Here is a 15557-nt window from a genome sequence, read left to right as displayed (position 1 = left end):
ACCCGCTCATCGAGAGGGCACTCTTGGCTTCAACGGTTCCCGTTCAACCGCTCTGATGTAGGCCGCGATCGCGTGCGCTAGGGTCGTCTTCGGCTTGCGAGCCTTGAGAGTTAGGAAAAATAACAGGGCATCCAGATGCAGCATTAAAATGACAAGAAGGTCATTCCGCATAGTGCTTTTGTTGGACATGCGTCCCTGTACAGGATCAAAATACACCACTTGGTTAATGTGTGTGTAGTTGAACAGCGGAGGGACCCGAGGCACAATATCGTCCCCGTATACACATCGATAGGATCGGGTGTCCAGAACGGCATCGATCTTTTTGCCCAATAACGCATTGACCACCCGGGGACTACCAAATGTGTAGAGGTAAACGCTGGGGTGATAGGGCAGTGCATGATAGGCGGAAAGGGTTGCGATCGCCCCGCCTAAACTATGCCCCGTTACAAAGAGAGGCGTTCGGGGATCCTCAATTTTCTCCTGAATAATGTCGCTCACACCGCGAGCACCAATCCATTCAGCCTCATTCATCTGGTCTCTGATAGCGTTTGGCAAAGCAGTTCCCCAAACGGCTTGAAACGCTCGTAAGAAACCTGCATGAGCAAAGAGAGGCCCCTCACCATATTCTTTACCTTCCACATCCGGTAGCTTGGTCCTGAGAATAAAGATGTCCGTCAGGATGTCGATATAATTTTTCTCCGTACCCCGAAATGCTAGAACGGCAAACTCGTGTCCATCACCGGGATGAATGGCCAAAAAGCCTTGGGTGCCGCGCATATCAAAGTAGAAAACACGGTCAAATCCTACTTGCTGCAAGTTATTAGCAATATTAAGTTTCGAGTCATAAGCTAATCTCGAACATTGAGCTAGCCACCAAGCCGTATGAGGTTCGTAGCGCTCACTCCCTGCAGGCAGAGCAATATTTTCTGCATTCTCAAAGTAGCGAGGATAGTTTTGGGAGGTCATGGCAGGTATATAGATGCGAGGTTGTCTGTGTGCTCCTTTACCTGACTTCCCATTTCAGCTTCATGATTCCCGATGAAACATTTTTCAATCGGCAGCCAGATAGGTGTAGTGATTCAGACTATGTTCATAATGCTGTAGCAGAAGTTGGGCTTCTTCAATGGTGATAGTGCCATCCTGAAGGGCTCGCTCTGAACGACGACGGATGTTTTCAACCAAATCCTCAGAATCATACTGCACATAGCCAAGCACCTGGGTCATGGTGTCACCCTTCACCACATGCTCAATGTGATATCCCTTGGGCGTCATGTGAATGTGAACAGTATTCGTATCGCCAAACAGATTGTGTAGATTACCCATGATTTCCTGATAGGCGCCCCCTAAAAACAGGCCCAAATAGTAAGGTTTGTCGGGAGTCACGGAATGCAATTCCAATACGGGTTTTACGTCACGGAGGTCAATAAACTGATCGATCTTGCCGTCGCTATCGCAAGTTAAGTCAGCCAGAGTGCCCCGATTCGTAGGTTCCTCATCCAATCGGTGAATGGGCATGATCGGAAAAAGCTGATCAATTGCCCACGTGTCTGGCATGGATTGAAAAACCGATAGATTGACATAGTAGATAGACGCGAGGCTCTTTTCTAAATCTTCCAGATCGTCGGGCACGTAGTCCTCGTTACGGACTAAGTCTAATATGCGACGACAGCAAGCCCAGTACAGGCGCTCAATTTTAGCCCGTTCAGTCAGACTGAGGTAACCAAAATTGAACAGGCTAATCGACTCTTCCTTAAATTGAACCGCATCGTGATATGCCTCCTGATAGTTCTTGAGGTGAACTGAATCGTAGGTGTCGTACAGTTCTCGTAGGAGAGCATGATCGTCCTCAGAGGGCGGCTCAATGGAGTCTAAACCAGGTCTATCACTCATGCCGAGGACATCAAATACGAGAACAGACTGGTGAGAGGCGATCGCCCGTCCGCTTTCACTAATCAGCGTCGGCATTGGAATTTCTCGGGCTGAGCACGCTTCCTTGACCTCCGCAACGACATCATTGGCGTAATTTTGAATGCTGTAGTTTTTGGAAGCGTAGAAGTTGGTCTTAGAGCCGTCGTAATCGATACCCAAGCCACCACCGACATCCAGGTAGCCCATTTTGGCACCCAGACCGACCAGTTCGACATAAACCTGACAGGCTTCTCGCAGAGCATCTTTAATAACACTGATGGCCGAAATCTGAGAGCCAATATGGAAATGTAGCAGCTGTAAGCAGTCCAGCATGTCGGCCTGCTGTAGGCGCTCAACGGCACTCAGAATTTCAGGAATGGCAAGACCGAATTTAGCGCGATCGCCTGCGGATCCACCCCAGCGTCCAATCCCTTTGCTGCTCAGTTTTACCCGCACCCCAAGTACTGGTCGAATATTCAGGCGGCGACTGGCCTCAATCACCAGATCCACTTCATCCACCTGCTCCAGAACAATGATGGGCGTATGGCCTAGCCGCTGGCTCAGCATAGCAGTCTCAATATACTCCGGATCTTTGTAGCCGTTACAAATGAGGAGAGAACCAGGGTTATCGAGGGTGGCTAAAGCAATGAGTAACTCAGGCTTAGATCCGGCTTCTAAGCCAAACTGGTGAGGCTTGCCAAATCGCACCAAGTCTTCGATCAAGTGACGCTGCTGATTGCATTTGACGGGAAAGACGCCACGATAGACGCCCTCATAGCTGTAGCGGGCGATCGCTTTGGCAAAGCAGGCGTTTAGCCGCTGAATCCGGTCTTCCAAAATATCCGAAAAGCGAATGAGAATTGGAAGTCCCAAATTTCGCTTTTTTAAGGACTCAACCAATTCATACAGATCGAGGGAACCACCGCGATCACCCCGAGGTGAGACGGTCACATGGCCTGCCGCATTGATCGAAAAATAGGGATCGCCCCATCCTTGAATGCGATAGAGTTCCTCGCTGTTCTCGATTTTCCAACGAGACGGCGGTGATGAAACCTCTAAATCTGACTTGACCTGCGATCGCAGTGCCTGCAAGATTGCTTCACTTGATTGCCGAGTTGTGTCCATCCTGCCTAGTCCCCCCTCACCGTAAAGAACGAGATACCACTCTCTATCCCGTTCAGAGTATAGCCCTGTGCAGCTTGGAGTACATCTCAGTTTTTTGGGGGAGTGGGATGTGGGGAGAAGGGAGTGGGGTGTGGGGAATGGGGTGTGGTTGACTTAGTTGACTTAAAGGCATCCGCTATGGCTGGGCTGTTTACTTTTGATCAACTCCGTCGCACACGCTACCGCTTCTTTTTGCCCTTTTTCTTCCCTTTTTTCTGAGTTGTGTCAAACCCCTTCTTTTTACTGTCGTTCTTTCGGGCAGTGTCAGGCAGCAACGTCTTAAATCCAGAAGGGTCGTCAAGTGAATAGGTGCTGGGATCAACGGGTAGTCCCAACTCTAAGGCACTTGGTTTCCGCGATCGCTTAAAGGCTTCGATCATCTCCCTCATTCGTTCAAATTCGGGGTTAAGTTTAGGCTTAAGTTCCTCTTCAGTAAATTCTTCTCGCTGCTTCAATCCCAATTCGACTTGAACGTTGGGCCAACTGCCAGCAAACATCTCGTCAACAGATTCTGCAGCGTAGGCAGCCTCAATAACACCTGCTGACTCAACTGCCTTCAAATCAATCAGGGACCAGGTTAGCGAACCATTGAGACTGGGATCGTTGTCCTGATGATTTTCTAGCGTGTTGGTCAAGTAGGTGACGCAGCGATCGCGCTCCTCAGGATACTCCTGACCGATATGCTTCAGACTTTCTGAGTAAGTCATACGCTCGAATCGTTCGCTGGATTGGTCTTGAAGAACAGCTGCCAGCGGCTCAATGGCCGAAGGACCAATTAGCTTAAAGACTGTGGGAAACTCCTGCATCATCCATTCAAATTGGTAAGTCTCTAGCAGCTGTATTGCAACATCAACAAAGTCAGTCGCCTGTAGCTGAGCTAGGGCACGCCAAGCATGAATCAGGGCCGCCCAAGCCAACTCCGGATCGATATCGGCAGGGACCTCAGTTTCCTCTTTATCCAAAAAAAGTTTCAGGATTATGTCATCCTGCACCAGTTTGAGTAGTTCAGGAATGTGCTCCTTAGTAAAGCCGAACGCCTCAATATAGTTGGGCCACTCACCTGATTGAACAGAGTGACTCTCCTCATAGGTCAGAAGATCAGCCACGGGTGGAGTATATGACTTAGACATCTAAATATCTGTCAATAACTTTGCCAACAGCTTAACGGTTTACTCAAATTTATTGCTAGAGCCTTCACATATGGTGTTGGGGTCATTGCAGGGCTTTTCCAGCCATTTCTGGATAAATTTAGACACCTGCAGCTACACAAATCAAGTTTCCGTGCTTACAGTATCCCTTGTAGGGTCGGGAGACGCTGATTAGAGGATGGATTTTGAGTATCTGCACCTCTTTGTAAAAAATGCTGAGTTTTGGCATAGCTGGTTCGTCGAGAAGCTAGATTTTCGACCAATACCCCATAAAGCTATGCATGGATTCGGAGAGTTTGTCGTTCAACACAACAACATCTTGGTACTGTTGTCTTCGGAAAGGGCTGAGTATCCTCAGGTTCAGAGGTTTTTACAGCGATATTCTGAAGGTGTTGGAGACATCGCATTTCGAGTAACTGATTTGGATGCGATCGCCGAACGCATCCAAGCCGCCGGCGAAAAATTGTTGCAGCCCATTCAGTTCTTAGAGACGACTTGGGGAACGCTCCGCTGGTGCCGTATTCAAGGCTGGGGAAGTGTTGTCCACACTCTGCTGGAAAACCCTAAAGACACCTTCAAAAAGGTCCTGTCGCGCAGTTGGAGCCCATCGCAGGGACCTCAGCCGTTGCCATGGTTGGGCATTGATCATGCGGTCTTGAATGTTTCACAGGGTCAGCTCAAGCAAGCCGCCGCCTGGTACGAAAAGTGCTTGGGTTTTCTCCCCCAGCAGCAATTTATGATCGAAACTCCTCGTTCAGGTCTCCGGAGTATTGTGCTCAAGCATCCTCACGGCAATGCAACGCTGCCAATCAACGAACCGACCTCTGACAATTCACAGATTCAAGAGTTTGTTGACCTGCATCGAGGTGCAGGAATTCAACATGTCGCGCTCAAAACCCGCAATCTTGTCCAGACCATTGCTTCATTAAGAACGAGAGGTCTCTCTTTTCTGTCCGTTCCTGAAATCTACTACCAGCAGTTGCGGGAACGGATTGGATTTTGGCAAGAAGCGAAAGATTGGGGTGCGATCGCTCAGCAGCAGATTCTCGTCGATTGGTCTCCTGAAACGCCCCGCACCCGTCTGTTGCAAACATTCACTCAACCGCTTTTTGATGAAGCCACCTTCTTCTGGGAATTTATCGAGCGACAGTCTCAAACGACCCATACCGGAGTTAGGTGTGCTGAAGGATTTGGCGAGGGAAATTTTCGGGCGCTGTTTGAAGCGATCGAGCGAGAACAGGAGTTGCGGGGCAGTCTCGGATAAGGGGGTTAGCGTTTGGTTGCATCAACCCCCAAGTTTCACCTAGGGCTGTCTAGGGCTGAATCTGCAATAGGATTGGTTCATTAGCCTCAATAACAACTACCCGCTGGGCCGTAACGTTGCCCACTAGAACCCCCGTAGCGGCTCCGCCTAAGATTTCCAAAAGGCCTACGCCATCGCCGATGACTGCTCCGATGACCGCTCCGCCAGCAGCACCAATTGCAGCATCGCCGGCGATCGACTCAGCCGAAGTTTCTCGGGGATCTTTGACATCTGCGAGCACCGCAGATGTTGCATTCAAAGATCTACTGACTTCGCCCGCTTCAAGAGTGGTCGCTACATATCGTAGACCACCAGAGGCAGGCTCTAAACGTCCTCGAATAATTGTTCCTGCAGGTATTGAACGGCCATCAACAACCGTTGAGGAAGCAACGGCGAGTGGAAGTTCATAGGTTGTGTCGGTATTGAAGTAGAGGGTCTCGTCACTTTGAGTGACCACCTGAATCTCATTGGCTGACTGAACCTCTACAGAAGTTTGTGCCCTGGCCGCCTGTGGCAGCGTTAATGGAACCCAAGGCGCAACCAGCAGTGGAACAAGGCTGATGCGACTGATTGTTCTGATGGACATGATGGCCTCCTGATATTCAAGAAAACAGCAATAGCTCAGTTTGGAGTCCCTGGGGGGCTTTTCCATGACTAAACAATAGATTCTGACGCTGAAAGTTCTGATAAGTTCATCTGAGAGCACGGTGAGAAAGAGTTATAGCCATCGCTAATTCCGTTGAAACAAGGCGGCGAGCTATCTGGCGATGCGCTAAGGAATGAGGATTAAATAAAGTACTCAGTTGTGCCGTGAGCAACTAAGGTACATGAGTCTCATTTCCTGAGGATTCCCCTCTAATGCAGCGCTATTCTCCCGAGCTTGAAGAGCAGATGCAAAGATACTACCAATCCTTGTCGGAAAAGGATCGTCGCTATGCCGCTATTGAAGCCCTGAAGTTAGGCCATGGCGGGATGAGCTACATCACAAACTTGTTTGGTTGTCATGCTAAACCCGTTCGTCGTGGCCTAGCTGAGCTTCAAGACGAGCAAGCGCTGAGCGCATTCACCAACCGGGGGGTGGCCGCAAAAGAGCCTTGGACACCATCGAGGGTTTGAGTGAAGCCTTCTTGCGCGTTGTCAAGCATCACACCGCTGGCTCACCGCTGGATGAGTCGATATCCGCCCTACACCTCGAAGTACAACCCCATTGAACATCGCTCCCTTTTGGAGCAAAGCGGCATTCATGAAGAAGTTGAGATTGGAGTACAGGGTGATTGTCGACTATTCGCACACCAAAATGTTGGCGTGCTGGATGGGATGAGTCCTTTGCTGTAATGGCTAAGAATCAAGATGATGTGCTGATAGATGAAATCAATACTGCTGACTGGGATCAGTCTGAATAGGAATGGTAGTCAAGCGGTTCGATGTTTTGCTTCGAAGCAAGGTCCTTCTTGTGGAACTTGGCAAGCTGCTTGAGAACAAGTGCTCCAATCAGCGTACTGAAAGAAACAACAGCCCAAAGTGTATGGGCTGTTGTTTCACCTTGAGTCAGTGCCCACCCTCCTACCAACGGGCCAATTAAGTAACCAACTGTCCAACATTGAGCATTTAGCGATAAGTAAATGCCAAGAGAGGGCTTGGGAGCTAATTCGGTTACCAGAGCCACGGCAAAGGGGTTGTAAATAACATTCGCGATCGCCAATATTGCGATCGCCAACACAATCAAAATAAGCTGCCATCCAGCACCCCAACCGACCAGCCAGATTAAGAGAAAGCCAGCGCCCCACGACATCATCGATAGGATTAAGACAGACGCACGCTGATAGCGTTGTAAGACGCGAACGGCAGGCACTTGCAGCACGGCCACTATCAACACGTAGACTGAAAAAAGAATGCCGATATTCTCTGGCGTTAGGCTTAGCCACGAGGAGGGTTGGACAAAATTCGTGAGGTATAGGGGTAGCGTACTTTCCATCAGATTGATGTAAGTCGTAAACAAGATATTCGCGATCGCAAACCCCAAAAATACAGGGTCCAGTAATGCTAATCTCCATGCTTTGAAACCGCTATGAGTTGCATTTTGAGAAGGCTGAACATAAGTGTCTTTGACCATGACAGTCAGCACCCCCAAAAACATCAAGAATGTGACGCCATCCACAACAAACAACAATCGATAACCATTGGCAGTCGCAATTAGCAGTCCACCCAGAACGATGCCTAATCCCGACCCTAAAGCATCTGCTAAACCCGAAACGGCAAAGGCTTCTTCCCGCTGATGATCGGGTGATTCATCCGTAATGGCAGCACCGGATGCCGGCCAATAGAGACTATCCCCTAACCCCATCAATACGCTGGCTAAGATCAGTAACGGCAGACTTTGGGCAAACCAAAACACCCCATCCGCAAACACAGAAATAACGCAGGAGAGCATGAGCGTGCGGCGACGCCCCCATCGCGGAGAATCGGTTATTGCGCCGGCCAGAAAAAAGCCGACTGCACCAGCCATTGCTGCACTACTTAAGCCCAAACCAACCTGGGCCGCCGATAACCTCACCTGGTTAACGAAATAAATAGGGACATAAAACAGCACTATTCCAGAGCCAATTTGCGAGAGAAACCGCCCCGCTACAAGTATCCAGACCTGTGGACTCAGTTGAGGCCACCAAGCAGTAAAACGCATCTTTCTCAACCTCCTTCGTCCTGGACCCCAATGTCTGCCGGTGCAGGCATCATGTTTTCTGGACTGAGCGAATCCCCTAGTCCTTTTCTCATTGGCAATCCCCTTGTGTACTGGTCGTTGATAGCCCAATCAACTTAGTAAAGAAAATCCTTTAGAAAGTAATCTAGCCTTCTGCCTCGACTTTGTAAAGACTTTTCTTTAGAATGTAGCCATGGCATCTAAATCACCTAAAAAGTCCAAGTCGACTAATACAAAGCGCAGCAAAAAGAATGAGCCTCGCACTAAACGGGCGATCGTCCATTTGCTAAAGCAATCCGGTGCGATGGATGCCCATGCCATTGCAGAGCAGCTTAGTATTTCGGCAATGGCGGTGAGGCAACACCTCTATGCTTTGCAAGATGAAGCCTTAGTGGCCTATCAGGAAGAAGCTCGTCCTATGGGGCGACCCGCTAAACTGTGGCATTTGACTGCTGCCGCTGATCGCTTTTTTCCAGAAGGTTATGCTGAGCTAACCCTCAGCCTGATTCAATCTGTCAGTGAAGCGTTTGGCGAAGAAGGGTTGAACCGCCTGCTTGATATCCGTACCCGAGAACAGCTTGATGCCTATCGCTCCCAGATGAAGGAGCAAAACTCTTTACAAGCGCAGTTGGAAACACTGGCTGATATCCGCACCACCGAGGGATACATGGCCGATGTGCTGCCTCAAGCAGATGGTTCGATCTTGCTTGTTGAAAATCACTGTCCTATTTGTGCCGCTGCAGAAGCATGCACTGGATTATGTTCTAGGGAACTGGAAGTCTTTCAGGCTGTACTAGGAGAACATGTCGACATTGAGCGCACAGAGCATATTCTTGAAGGTTCCCGACGTTGCGCCTATCGGGTAACGTCAGTACAGTTCAATGGGAGTGGGGATTAGAGGTGGGGAAATCGGGGAAAGAAGAGCATTTCAACTGGCAACAGCTATACTGTTGGCCTTAACCCTCTAATCAACGACATCAATTAAAGAGAACATCTCCCTAATTAGACTGGATCTACCAGCCCCCCTGTCATTACGAGGTGGTTGGGCTGCCATGGCGGCAGTGTTAACTTCCCGAGGCTGGGGCAACGACGTTTGCGCTACCCCTAACCAGTGGCTGTATCACGATGGTGGCGGCAACTGGGCTTGTCTGCGTTTTCAAGACAAAGGAAGAGCTGTTCTGTTGGGGCATGACCACGAATACTCAGACACCTACTTCGGTGAAGCCGCCGAGTATTTCGATAAGGAAGAGACCGACCTTCTAACTAATGCTCCTGACTGGTGGAGCCTAGATTTAGAACTGCCCCCTTTTGGGGCATGGATTGGCTTCATCTATGGCTGGGATGGTAATCAGTGGCAGCGTGCTGCATACGACCCACACGATGGATTTGAGCAGGTGAATTTGCTTGAAGCTTGCAGTATCAGTAGCACTCAGGTGTTGAGTCAGTTCGCTATGGATGCGCCAGGTTTAAAGGGGAAGCCTCCCAATCCCGAAGCGCTCTCTACCCTGGTTGCTGCTGATGCAGACGTTACGGATGTCATTCTGGAAGCTGTGGTTCCTGGATGGGACATTGCGGCTGGAGTTGCCGCAGCCCGAAAATTCCTGGACGCTGGCGTCGCCTAATGACTCACTGACAAAGGCGTGGGTATCACTGCATCGGGCTACGTCTCATCCATACAACCATTTCGATTTTGTTGGGGTTTTCTATGGCAACTATCTGATGCTCATCCTGCTGCCATTGTCTTTGCTTGTCCTAGCGGTACTTCTTGAGGAGTAAACCGAGCTTATCCAATGTGGCTTGAGGAGCCTTGTCGAGCGGTGTGATGATGGCGTACTTCAGGGCATCATGGGCTTCAGATTTGGGGGCTTCAGTTGCCAAGATACGCACTGCGGCCCGGATGACGTCTTGAGCATTCTTGGCGTTCTTCATCAGATTGCCGATGACCATTTCGACCGTGACGCTGTCATGGTCTGGATGCCAGCAGTCGTAATCGGTGACCAACGCAAGCGTGGCGTAGGCAATTTCGGCTTCCCGCGCCAGCTTAGCTTCTGGTAAGTTCGTCATCCCAATCACCGTGGCGTCCCAGCTGCGATAAAGATTGGACTCCGCTTTGGTCGAAAAGGCGGGTCCCTCCATGCAGACGTAGGTCCCCCCTTGATGCAGGGAAACATCTGGTAAATCGAGGCTAGACACCGCATCCGCGATCGCTTTTGCGAGGGCAGAACAGACCGGATCGCCAAAGGAGATGTGTGCCACAATGCCATCACCAAAGAAGGTGGAGACGCGATTTTTAGTGCGATCGATGAATTGATCAGGCACTACCATGTCTAACGGCTTAGCCGCTTCCTTCAGGGAACCGACTGCAGAGGCCGAAATCAGATACTCAACTCCAACCGATTTCATTGCGTAGATGTTGGCACGGAAAGGCAACTCGGAAGGCATCAGCGTATGATTGCGCCCATGACGGGCTAGAAACGCCACCCGTGTCCCTTCTAAAGTGCCCATAATCAAGGCATCCGAAGGACTGCCAAAGGGAGTCTCTATCTGAACTTCTTCAATATCAGTGAGTGCCTCCATTTTGTAGAGACCACTGCCACCGATAATGCCGATCTTCGCCTGTTCTGTCATAGATGGTGATGTTGTTCAACCCCGTCGATTGTAGCGATATTTCTCATTCATAAAAGCAAGACATGAGAAATATCGCACAGTCGTCCTTCTAATATTGACTGCCCGATTTACGATGCTGCAGGGCTGGCATGCCGTCCGCTTCTAGCAGGTTGCCTGTGAGAACTTTGGCATAGATGAGTTGATGATCTCCAGTGGATGTGACCGATTCAACCGTACATTCCAGATAGGCGAGGGCATCGGCGATAATCAGACCGCCGTTTTCAGATGTTTGAGTCGCTAATGGGCAGTCAGTGAATTGAGTCGCTTGCTGGTGCGTAAAATGACGTCGAACAGTGCGTCCTTCTTTCAGAATGTTGAGGACCAAGGATTGACCTGGCTGCAAATTGCCAAATGCGGATTCGTGAGATGGTAGCGCTAGCATCAGACCCGGTGGGCTAAAGCTGGCTTGAGAAATCCAGGTGGTTAAGATGCCGCTGTAAATATTGTCCTGCTGAACTGTTGCGACACAAAGCGATCCGATAATGCGCCCTATTGCCTGAGCAGTCCGATCAGCTTGCGCGGTGGTTATCGCTTGGCGAGAGACCTGCTGTTTTAATCGCTTACGAAGTCGTTGAGCAAATTGCGTTCCAGCAGTTTCGCAGTCTGTTAAAGCAGTTTGATTTGGGGTAAAGCGCACACGGATAGGCTCAAACCCGAATCGATAGCCCGCATCTCGCAATTTCTGTTCCAACAGGTCGATCGCTTCTCCACTCCAACCATAGGAACCGAACACACCAGCGGGTTTTGTCTTGGAAACATTCGCCAAAATAGTACCTAAAGCCGTTTGAATTTGCACCGGAGCATGTCCTCCCAATGTAGGTGAACCGATGATGAAGCCATCGCAGGCTTTAACCGTTTGGGCAATTTCGTCAGGACTGGTGAATTCGCAGTTGATCGATTCGACTGCTAGATCAGCTGCAATCAGACCTTTCGCGATCGCATCAGCAACTTTAGCGGTGTTGCCATAAGCTGAGGTGTACAACAGCGCCACTCGCAGCGTCCGATGAATTTGCTGCTGGCACCATTGGCGATAATCCTGACACAACCGACTGAGGCTGTAGCGTACCAGTGGCCCATGACCAGGGGCAATACACTGTAGAGAAAACGGCTCTAAGCGATTCAACATCGTTTCAACTTGGCGAGCCTGAAGCGCGTGCAGACAATCAAAATAGTAGCGGCGATCTGCCTCTAGCTGACGCCAACTCTCATCCCACAGGGCTTCACTACAGATATGGGCACCAAACAGTTTATCGCTGTAGAGAATTTTTGTTGCTGCATCGTAAGTGCACAATCCATCTGGCCAGCGAGGTGTCGGGACGGTGATAAACTCCAGCCGATGGCCTTGTCCCAACTCTAAACTGTCGCCAGAGCGCACTGGGTATAGAGATTCCTCTGGGACGATCGCAGTATTTTTAAGCGTATTAGCAGCTGGCCGCGAACAGACAAAGATGGCCTGGGGAGCAAGTTCTCGCAATTGCTTCAGGGTCGCCATGCGGTTGGAATTGACATGGCTGGTGATGATGTAGCTGATGTCCTTGGGGTCGATTTGCTGTTGTAGTGCTTCTAGGTAAATCGTCGTGAAGGATTCGCCAGGCGGATCGAGAAGGGCCGTTTTGTTTCCACGAATGAGATAGGAGTTAGCCGTAGTGCCGTGGCGACGAGCATATTCAACTTCAAACTTGAGGCGTTCCCAGGCTCGCGATCGCAAGACCTGAGTCTGCTGTCCGATGTCAGCAACTTGAACATCTCGCGGGCGGGGTGCGGTAGGCAGAGAGACGGGGTTTGGCGCTGTGGAGTAAGTCATAGAATTGTCACGTGATGGGCAAAGAAGACAGGACGGCTGGCTGAATCAAGGCACTAAAAGCGAGCGGAAGCTATTGGAGACAAGCGTGAGGTCACTGGTCCGACCTGCTACTCACTTCATTCAAATCTTGAGCAAATCGCATTCGATGACGGCGAGAAATTTGTTGCTCTGGGTCGATACCATCAAAAGTTGGTGGAATCCACACACGAATCACCAATAAGGCTCCCAAAACCAGCAGAAAGGAACAGGCAGCAAGGACTTGAACCCAAGGAGTTTCAAGAATGCCGTGCACAATGATTTCTCGGAGCACAGAGACGATGGAGACTTCTACAGCGACTCCGATCGATACGCGATGCTCCTTCAAATAAATAATCAGCAAGCGAAAGAGCTCCACCATGATTAGCAGAAATAAGATATCTGCGGTGACATGAGGAAAGTTCAGAGGCGGTAGCAGCGATAGAAACATTTCTCGCAGCTGCATCACCATAAAGCTAAACAGACCAATGCAGAGCGAAATGACAATTAGATCTTGTACCAGTTCCAAAATACGAACGACGTGAGCGCCATTGAGCCAGTTGGTCCAACGGGAAGAAGGTGATGAGATGGGTTGCATGATATCAGTGGCTTAAACAGCGATAGGGTTAGCAGGTGAATGCCGCCGAAGTCCTAACGGCGTAACTGGTTATTCGCAGCGCTTCGACGAATTGATGGGTTGGGACTTATGCTGACTATCTACAGGCAACGTGGAGCAATGCCTACTCCTTGACGTTGGCTATACAGTCGAATAGCTTGCATCAGTCCTGTGGGTTCTAATAATGGCTTCCGACTCTGCGATGATGGACAGCAGTCAATCCATCCACGTTGGCGACTCGTCCAGCCTTAGCTGTGCAACATACAATCCAGTGGTCACTAGCGTCCAAACGATGGTTGACAGTGCATTCTAGATAGGCTAGAGCTTCAGCCAAGATAGGAGAGCCATTAGCGGCAGCATGAGTATCAATGCCAGCGAAACGGTCAGCACCGGGGGGAAATCGCTTGAGGAAATGTTTCATCAGATGCTGATAGTTACCTTCCTCCAAAGTGTTGAGGACGAAGGTGTCACCAACTTGTAGAAGCGATTCAATGGCTCGGTCTTTGGCGGCCGCGATCGCAACGCCCAAAGGTTGAAAACTAGCCTGCATGACCCAGGACGCTAGCATCGCCCCTGTAACATCTCCCTTGCGAACGGTTAACAGATACAGTCCGCTACTAAGGCGTCCTAAAGCTTGATCCATGCCAGCCTCAAGTGACTTACCCTGCTGCTTCGCGCGGCTTCGGTTCAGCCGTTGACCTAAATCAGTGCCAGATTCCTCACAGAGTTTGTCGGTCACTTCTGAGGGAATTGATTTGATGACGATAGGCGCAAAAGCTTCCGTTAGACCTAGTTCTCGGAATCGATTTCGCAAGGGATAAATCGGCTCGTCCTGTCCGCCACCTGTTTCAAACAGACCAATGACTTGCTTCTTGTTGGCGATCGCCAGCACAGAACTGAGGATAGTCTGTGAATGAGCGCTTGATTCTGTTTGGGGTGGCATTCCCACAACCAAACCAGCCGCCTCACTCACCAGTTCCCGGACTTCATGGGAATCCGCTTCCTGAATATCCATTAATTCGACGTCCGTACCCGTTTTGCGAATACCCTGGGCAATGGCACGACCCAGGCGATCACTATAGCCATAGCCACTTGCGTATAACACAGCAACGAAGGGGGCCGCTTTTGATTGGGCCTCACTCCACGTCCGATAACGGTGCAGCCAGTCTTCGCGATGGTGCTGCAATAGAGGGCCATGACCTGTGGCGACCAAACCAATGGTGAGTGGAGCCATACGCTTGAGTGCTCCTAGCACCGAGCGAGCATTAGGCTTCATCAAACAATCGTAGTAGTACTGAAAATCAGGCTCTAGCAGCTGAGGGACTTCATCGTAGAGAGCATCATCACAGTAATGCATGCCGAAGACATCACAGGTATAGAGAACTTGCGTGCCGTGGTCGTAGGTCAGGATAGTATCAGGCCAATGCAGATTGGGCGCTGAGATAAATTCCAACTCGTGACCTTGACCGAGATCTAGGCGATCGCCACTTTTCACTCGACGGGCATTGAAATCACAATGCACCTGAGTTTCTAAAAACTGAATGGCCACTTTGGATCCCACAACAGTTAAGTGAGGCGCTTGCTCCAGCAGCGATTGAATTAATCCACTGTGGTCAGGTTCGGTGTGGTTAACGACTAGATAATCAATATCGGCAAGATCAATTAGCCCCTTGAGGCGATCAAAATAGAGATTTTCGAACTTGCGATGAGACGTGTCGATCAATGCCGTTTGGCTGCCTTGAATTAGGAATGAATTGTAAGTGGTACCGTTCTGCAGCTCAAATTCAACATCGAAGCGGTCTCGGTCCCAGTCGAGGCAGCGAATTGCGGTGGAATTTTTGGCGATCGCTCCAGTCTGAAGCGTCAATCGGCTCTGCAAAGAAGCAGCTTGGGGTGAACTAATGAGTGCAACCATAAGTTTTATCTATCCTAAGCGGATGTTCGATAAGCATGCTCCTATGATTACTTCAAGGTTGGAATTCGTAAAATGCCAATCTTAAAACGAATTCATAAGCAAAATATATAGAAAGTTATTTTTTGTATTTGCTGTACAAATAAAAAATCAGTGTGAATACTGAGAGAAAAGTACGAATAGGACTTACATCAACTATTCATGGAAAAGGCTACGCCAAAGCTGAGAGTCAAATAGCCCGCTACATAAGTCGCTCGGAATGGGTAGCAATACTGCTGTAGATAGCTGCTGCAAATACACGACAAATTTCGACCCGTATCAA

Annotated in this window: 14 protein-coding genes; 5 read left to right on the top strand and 9 right to left on the bottom strand. The window is 49.8% G+C overall.

Annotated features, from left to right (window positions below; genetic code table 11):
• Positions 1-6 precede the first annotated feature (6 nt).
• The 3 genes from PN498_RS03935 to PN498_RS03925 all read right to left on the bottom strand — a co-directional run bounded on the left by PN498_RS03935 (position 7) and on the right by PN498_RS03925 (position 4202).
• A complete protein-coding gene (locus PN498_RS03935; protein ID WP_272061378.1) occupies positions 7-966 on the bottom strand; it encodes a lipase family protein in 960 nt (319 codons plus the stop codon).
• 84 nt (positions 967-1050) lie between these two features.
• Positions 1051-3033 carry a biosynthetic arginine decarboxylase gene (gene speA, locus PN498_RS03930; RefSeq protein ID WP_272061377.1) on the bottom strand — a complete coding sequence of 661 codons (1983 nt, stop codon included), beginning with the start codon at positions 3031-3033 and terminating at the stop codon, positions 1051-1053.
• A gap of 218 nt (positions 3034-3251) precedes the next feature.
• A complete protein-coding gene (locus PN498_RS03925; RefSeq protein ID WP_272061376.1) occupies positions 3252-4202 on the bottom strand; it encodes a DUF1186 domain-containing protein in 951 nt (316 codons plus the stop codon).
• 196 nt (positions 4203-4398) lie between these two features.
• Here PN498_RS03925 and hppD point away from each other — a divergent pair, with 196 nt between their 5' ends.
• On the top strand, positions 4399-5484 hold the full coding sequence (gene hppD, locus PN498_RS03920) for a 4-hydroxyphenylpyruvate dioxygenase (protein WP_272061375.1): 1086 nt from the start codon (positions 4399-4401) through the stop codon (positions 5482-5484).
• 49 nt (positions 5485-5533) lie between these two features.
• Here the strand turns inward: hppD and PN498_RS03915 are convergent, their stop codons facing one another.
• Positions 5534-6109 carry a hypothetical protein gene (locus PN498_RS03915; protein WP_272061374.1) on the bottom strand — a complete coding sequence of 192 codons (576 nt, stop codon included), beginning with the start codon at positions 6107-6109 and terminating at the stop codon, positions 5534-5536.
• A gap of 272 nt (positions 6110-6381) precedes the next feature.
• Between PN498_RS03915 and PN498_RS03910 the strand changes: the two genes are divergently transcribed.
• Positions 6382-6639, top strand: coding sequence for a hypothetical protein (locus PN498_RS03910; protein WP_272061373.1), 258 nt, complete (start codon positions 6382-6384; stop codon positions 6637-6639).
• Positions 6640-6858 carry a hypothetical protein gene (locus PN498_RS03905; RefSeq protein WP_272061372.1) on the top strand — a complete coding sequence of 73 codons (219 nt, stop codon included), beginning with the start codon at positions 6640-6642 and terminating at the stop codon, positions 6856-6858. It abuts the gene before it with no gap.
• Between the two features lie 55 nt (positions 6859-6913).
• On the opposite strand, the gene PN498_RS03900 is transcribed toward PN498_RS03905, so the two are convergent.
• Positions 6914-8203 (bottom strand): MFS transporter, encoded by a 1290-nt coding sequence (locus PN498_RS03900; protein ID WP_272061371.1) that lies wholly within the window; start codon positions 8201-8203, stop codon positions 6914-6916.
• 211 nt (positions 8204-8414) lie between these two features.
• Here PN498_RS03900 and PN498_RS03895 point away from each other — a divergent pair, with 211 nt between their 5' ends.
• Together PN498_RS03895 and PN498_RS03890 are read left to right on the top strand one after the other, a co-directional pair.
• On the top strand, positions 8415-9119 hold the full coding sequence (locus PN498_RS03895; RefSeq protein ID WP_272061370.1) for a helix-turn-helix transcriptional regulator: 705 nt from the start codon (positions 8415-8417) through the stop codon (positions 9117-9119).
• Positions 9120-9273: 154 nt separating this feature from the next.
• A complete protein-coding gene (locus PN498_RS03890) occupies positions 9274-9843 on the top strand; it encodes a hypothetical protein (RefSeq protein WP_272061369.1) in 570 nt (189 codons plus the stop codon).
• A 130-nt stretch (positions 9844-9973) separates the two neighbouring features.
• On the opposite strand, the gene PN498_RS03885 is transcribed toward PN498_RS03890, so the two are convergent.
• From PN498_RS03885 to PN498_RS03870, 4 genes are all read right to left on the bottom strand, one after another.
• Positions 9974-10849 carry an S-methyl-5'-thioadenosine phosphorylase gene (locus PN498_RS03885; RefSeq protein WP_272061368.1) on the bottom strand — a complete coding sequence of 292 codons (876 nt, stop codon included), beginning with the start codon at positions 10847-10849 and terminating at the stop codon, positions 9974-9976.
• An 88-nt stretch (positions 10850-10937) separates the two neighbouring features.
• The gene (locus PN498_RS03880; RefSeq protein ID WP_272061367.1) at positions 10938-12692 is read right to left on the bottom strand and encodes a diflavin flavoprotein; all 1755 of its coding nucleotides are present in this window, start codon (positions 12690-12692) and stop codon (positions 10938-10940) included.
• 91 nt (positions 12693-12783) lie between these two features.
• Positions 12784-13305 carry a phosphate-starvation-inducible PsiE family protein gene (locus tag PN498_RS03875; RefSeq protein WP_272061366.1) on the bottom strand — a complete coding sequence of 174 codons (522 nt, stop codon included), beginning with the start codon at positions 13303-13305 and terminating at the stop codon, positions 12784-12786.
• A gap of 196 nt (positions 13306-13501) precedes the next feature.
• The gene (locus PN498_RS03870; protein WP_272061365.1) at positions 13502-15238 is read right to left on the bottom strand and encodes a diflavin flavoprotein; all 1737 of its coding nucleotides are present in this window, start codon (positions 15236-15238) and stop codon (positions 13502-13504) included.
• Positions 15239-15557: the final 319 nt, after the last annotated feature.

Origin of the sequence: Oscillatoria sp. CS-180 (assembly GCF_028330965.1) — a bacterium.
Classification (GTDB): domain Bacteria; phylum Cyanobacteriota; class Cyanobacteriia; order Phormidesmidales; family Phormidesmidaceae; genus Halomicronema.
The sequence above is the reverse complement of the archived record's forward strand: the minus strand, read 5'-3'. Positions and strand labels throughout refer to the sequence as shown.

Excerpts from the sequence above, each read along its gene's own strand:
- PN498_RS03935 (WP_272061378.1), bottom strand. The coding sequence starts at position 966 with ATGACCTCCCAAAACTATCCTCGCTACTTTGAGAATGCAGAAAATATT.
- speA (WP_272061377.1), bottom strand. The coding sequence starts at position 3,033 with ATGGACACAACTCGGCAATCAAGTGAAGCAATCTTGCAGGCACTGCGA.
- PN498_RS03925 (WP_272061376.1), bottom strand. The coding sequence starts at position 4,202 with ATGTCTAAGTCATATACTCCACCCGTGGCTGATCTTCTGACCTATGAG.
- hppD (WP_272061375.1), top strand. The coding sequence starts at position 4,399 with ATGGATTTTGAGTATCTGCACCTCTTTGTAAAAAATGCTGAGTTTTGG.
- PN498_RS03915 (WP_272061374.1), bottom strand. The coding sequence starts at position 6,109 with ATGTCCATCAGAACAATCAGTCGCATCAGCCTTGTTCCACTGCTGGTT.
- PN498_RS03910 (WP_272061373.1), top strand. The coding sequence starts at position 6,382 with ATGCAGCGCTATTCTCCCGAGCTTGAAGAGCAGATGCAAAGATACTAC.
- PN498_RS03900 (WP_272061371.1), bottom strand. The coding sequence starts at position 8,203 with ATGCGTTTTACTGCTTGGTGGCCTCAACTGAGTCCACAGGTCTGGATA.
- PN498_RS03895 (WP_272061370.1), top strand. The coding sequence starts at position 8,415 with ATGGCATCTAAATCACCTAAAAAGTCCAAGTCGACTAATACAAAGCGC.
- PN498_RS03890 (WP_272061369.1), top strand. The coding sequence starts at position 9,274 with ATGGCGGCAGTGTTAACTTCCCGAGGCTGGGGCAACGACGTTTGCGCT.
- PN498_RS03885 (WP_272061368.1), bottom strand. The coding sequence starts at position 10,849 with ATGACAGAACAGGCGAAGATCGGCATTATCGGTGGCAGTGGTCTCTAC.
- PN498_RS03880 (WP_272061367.1), bottom strand. The coding sequence starts at position 12,692 with ATGACTTACTCCACAGCGCCAAACCCCGTCTCTCTGCCTACCGCACCC.
- PN498_RS03875 (WP_272061366.1), bottom strand. The coding sequence starts at position 13,305 with ATGCAACCCATCTCATCACCTTCTTCCCGTTGGACCAACTGGCTCAAT.
- PN498_RS03870 (WP_272061365.1), bottom strand. The coding sequence starts at position 15,238 with ATGGTTGCACTCATTAGTTCACCCCAAGCTGCTTCTTTGCAGAGCCGA.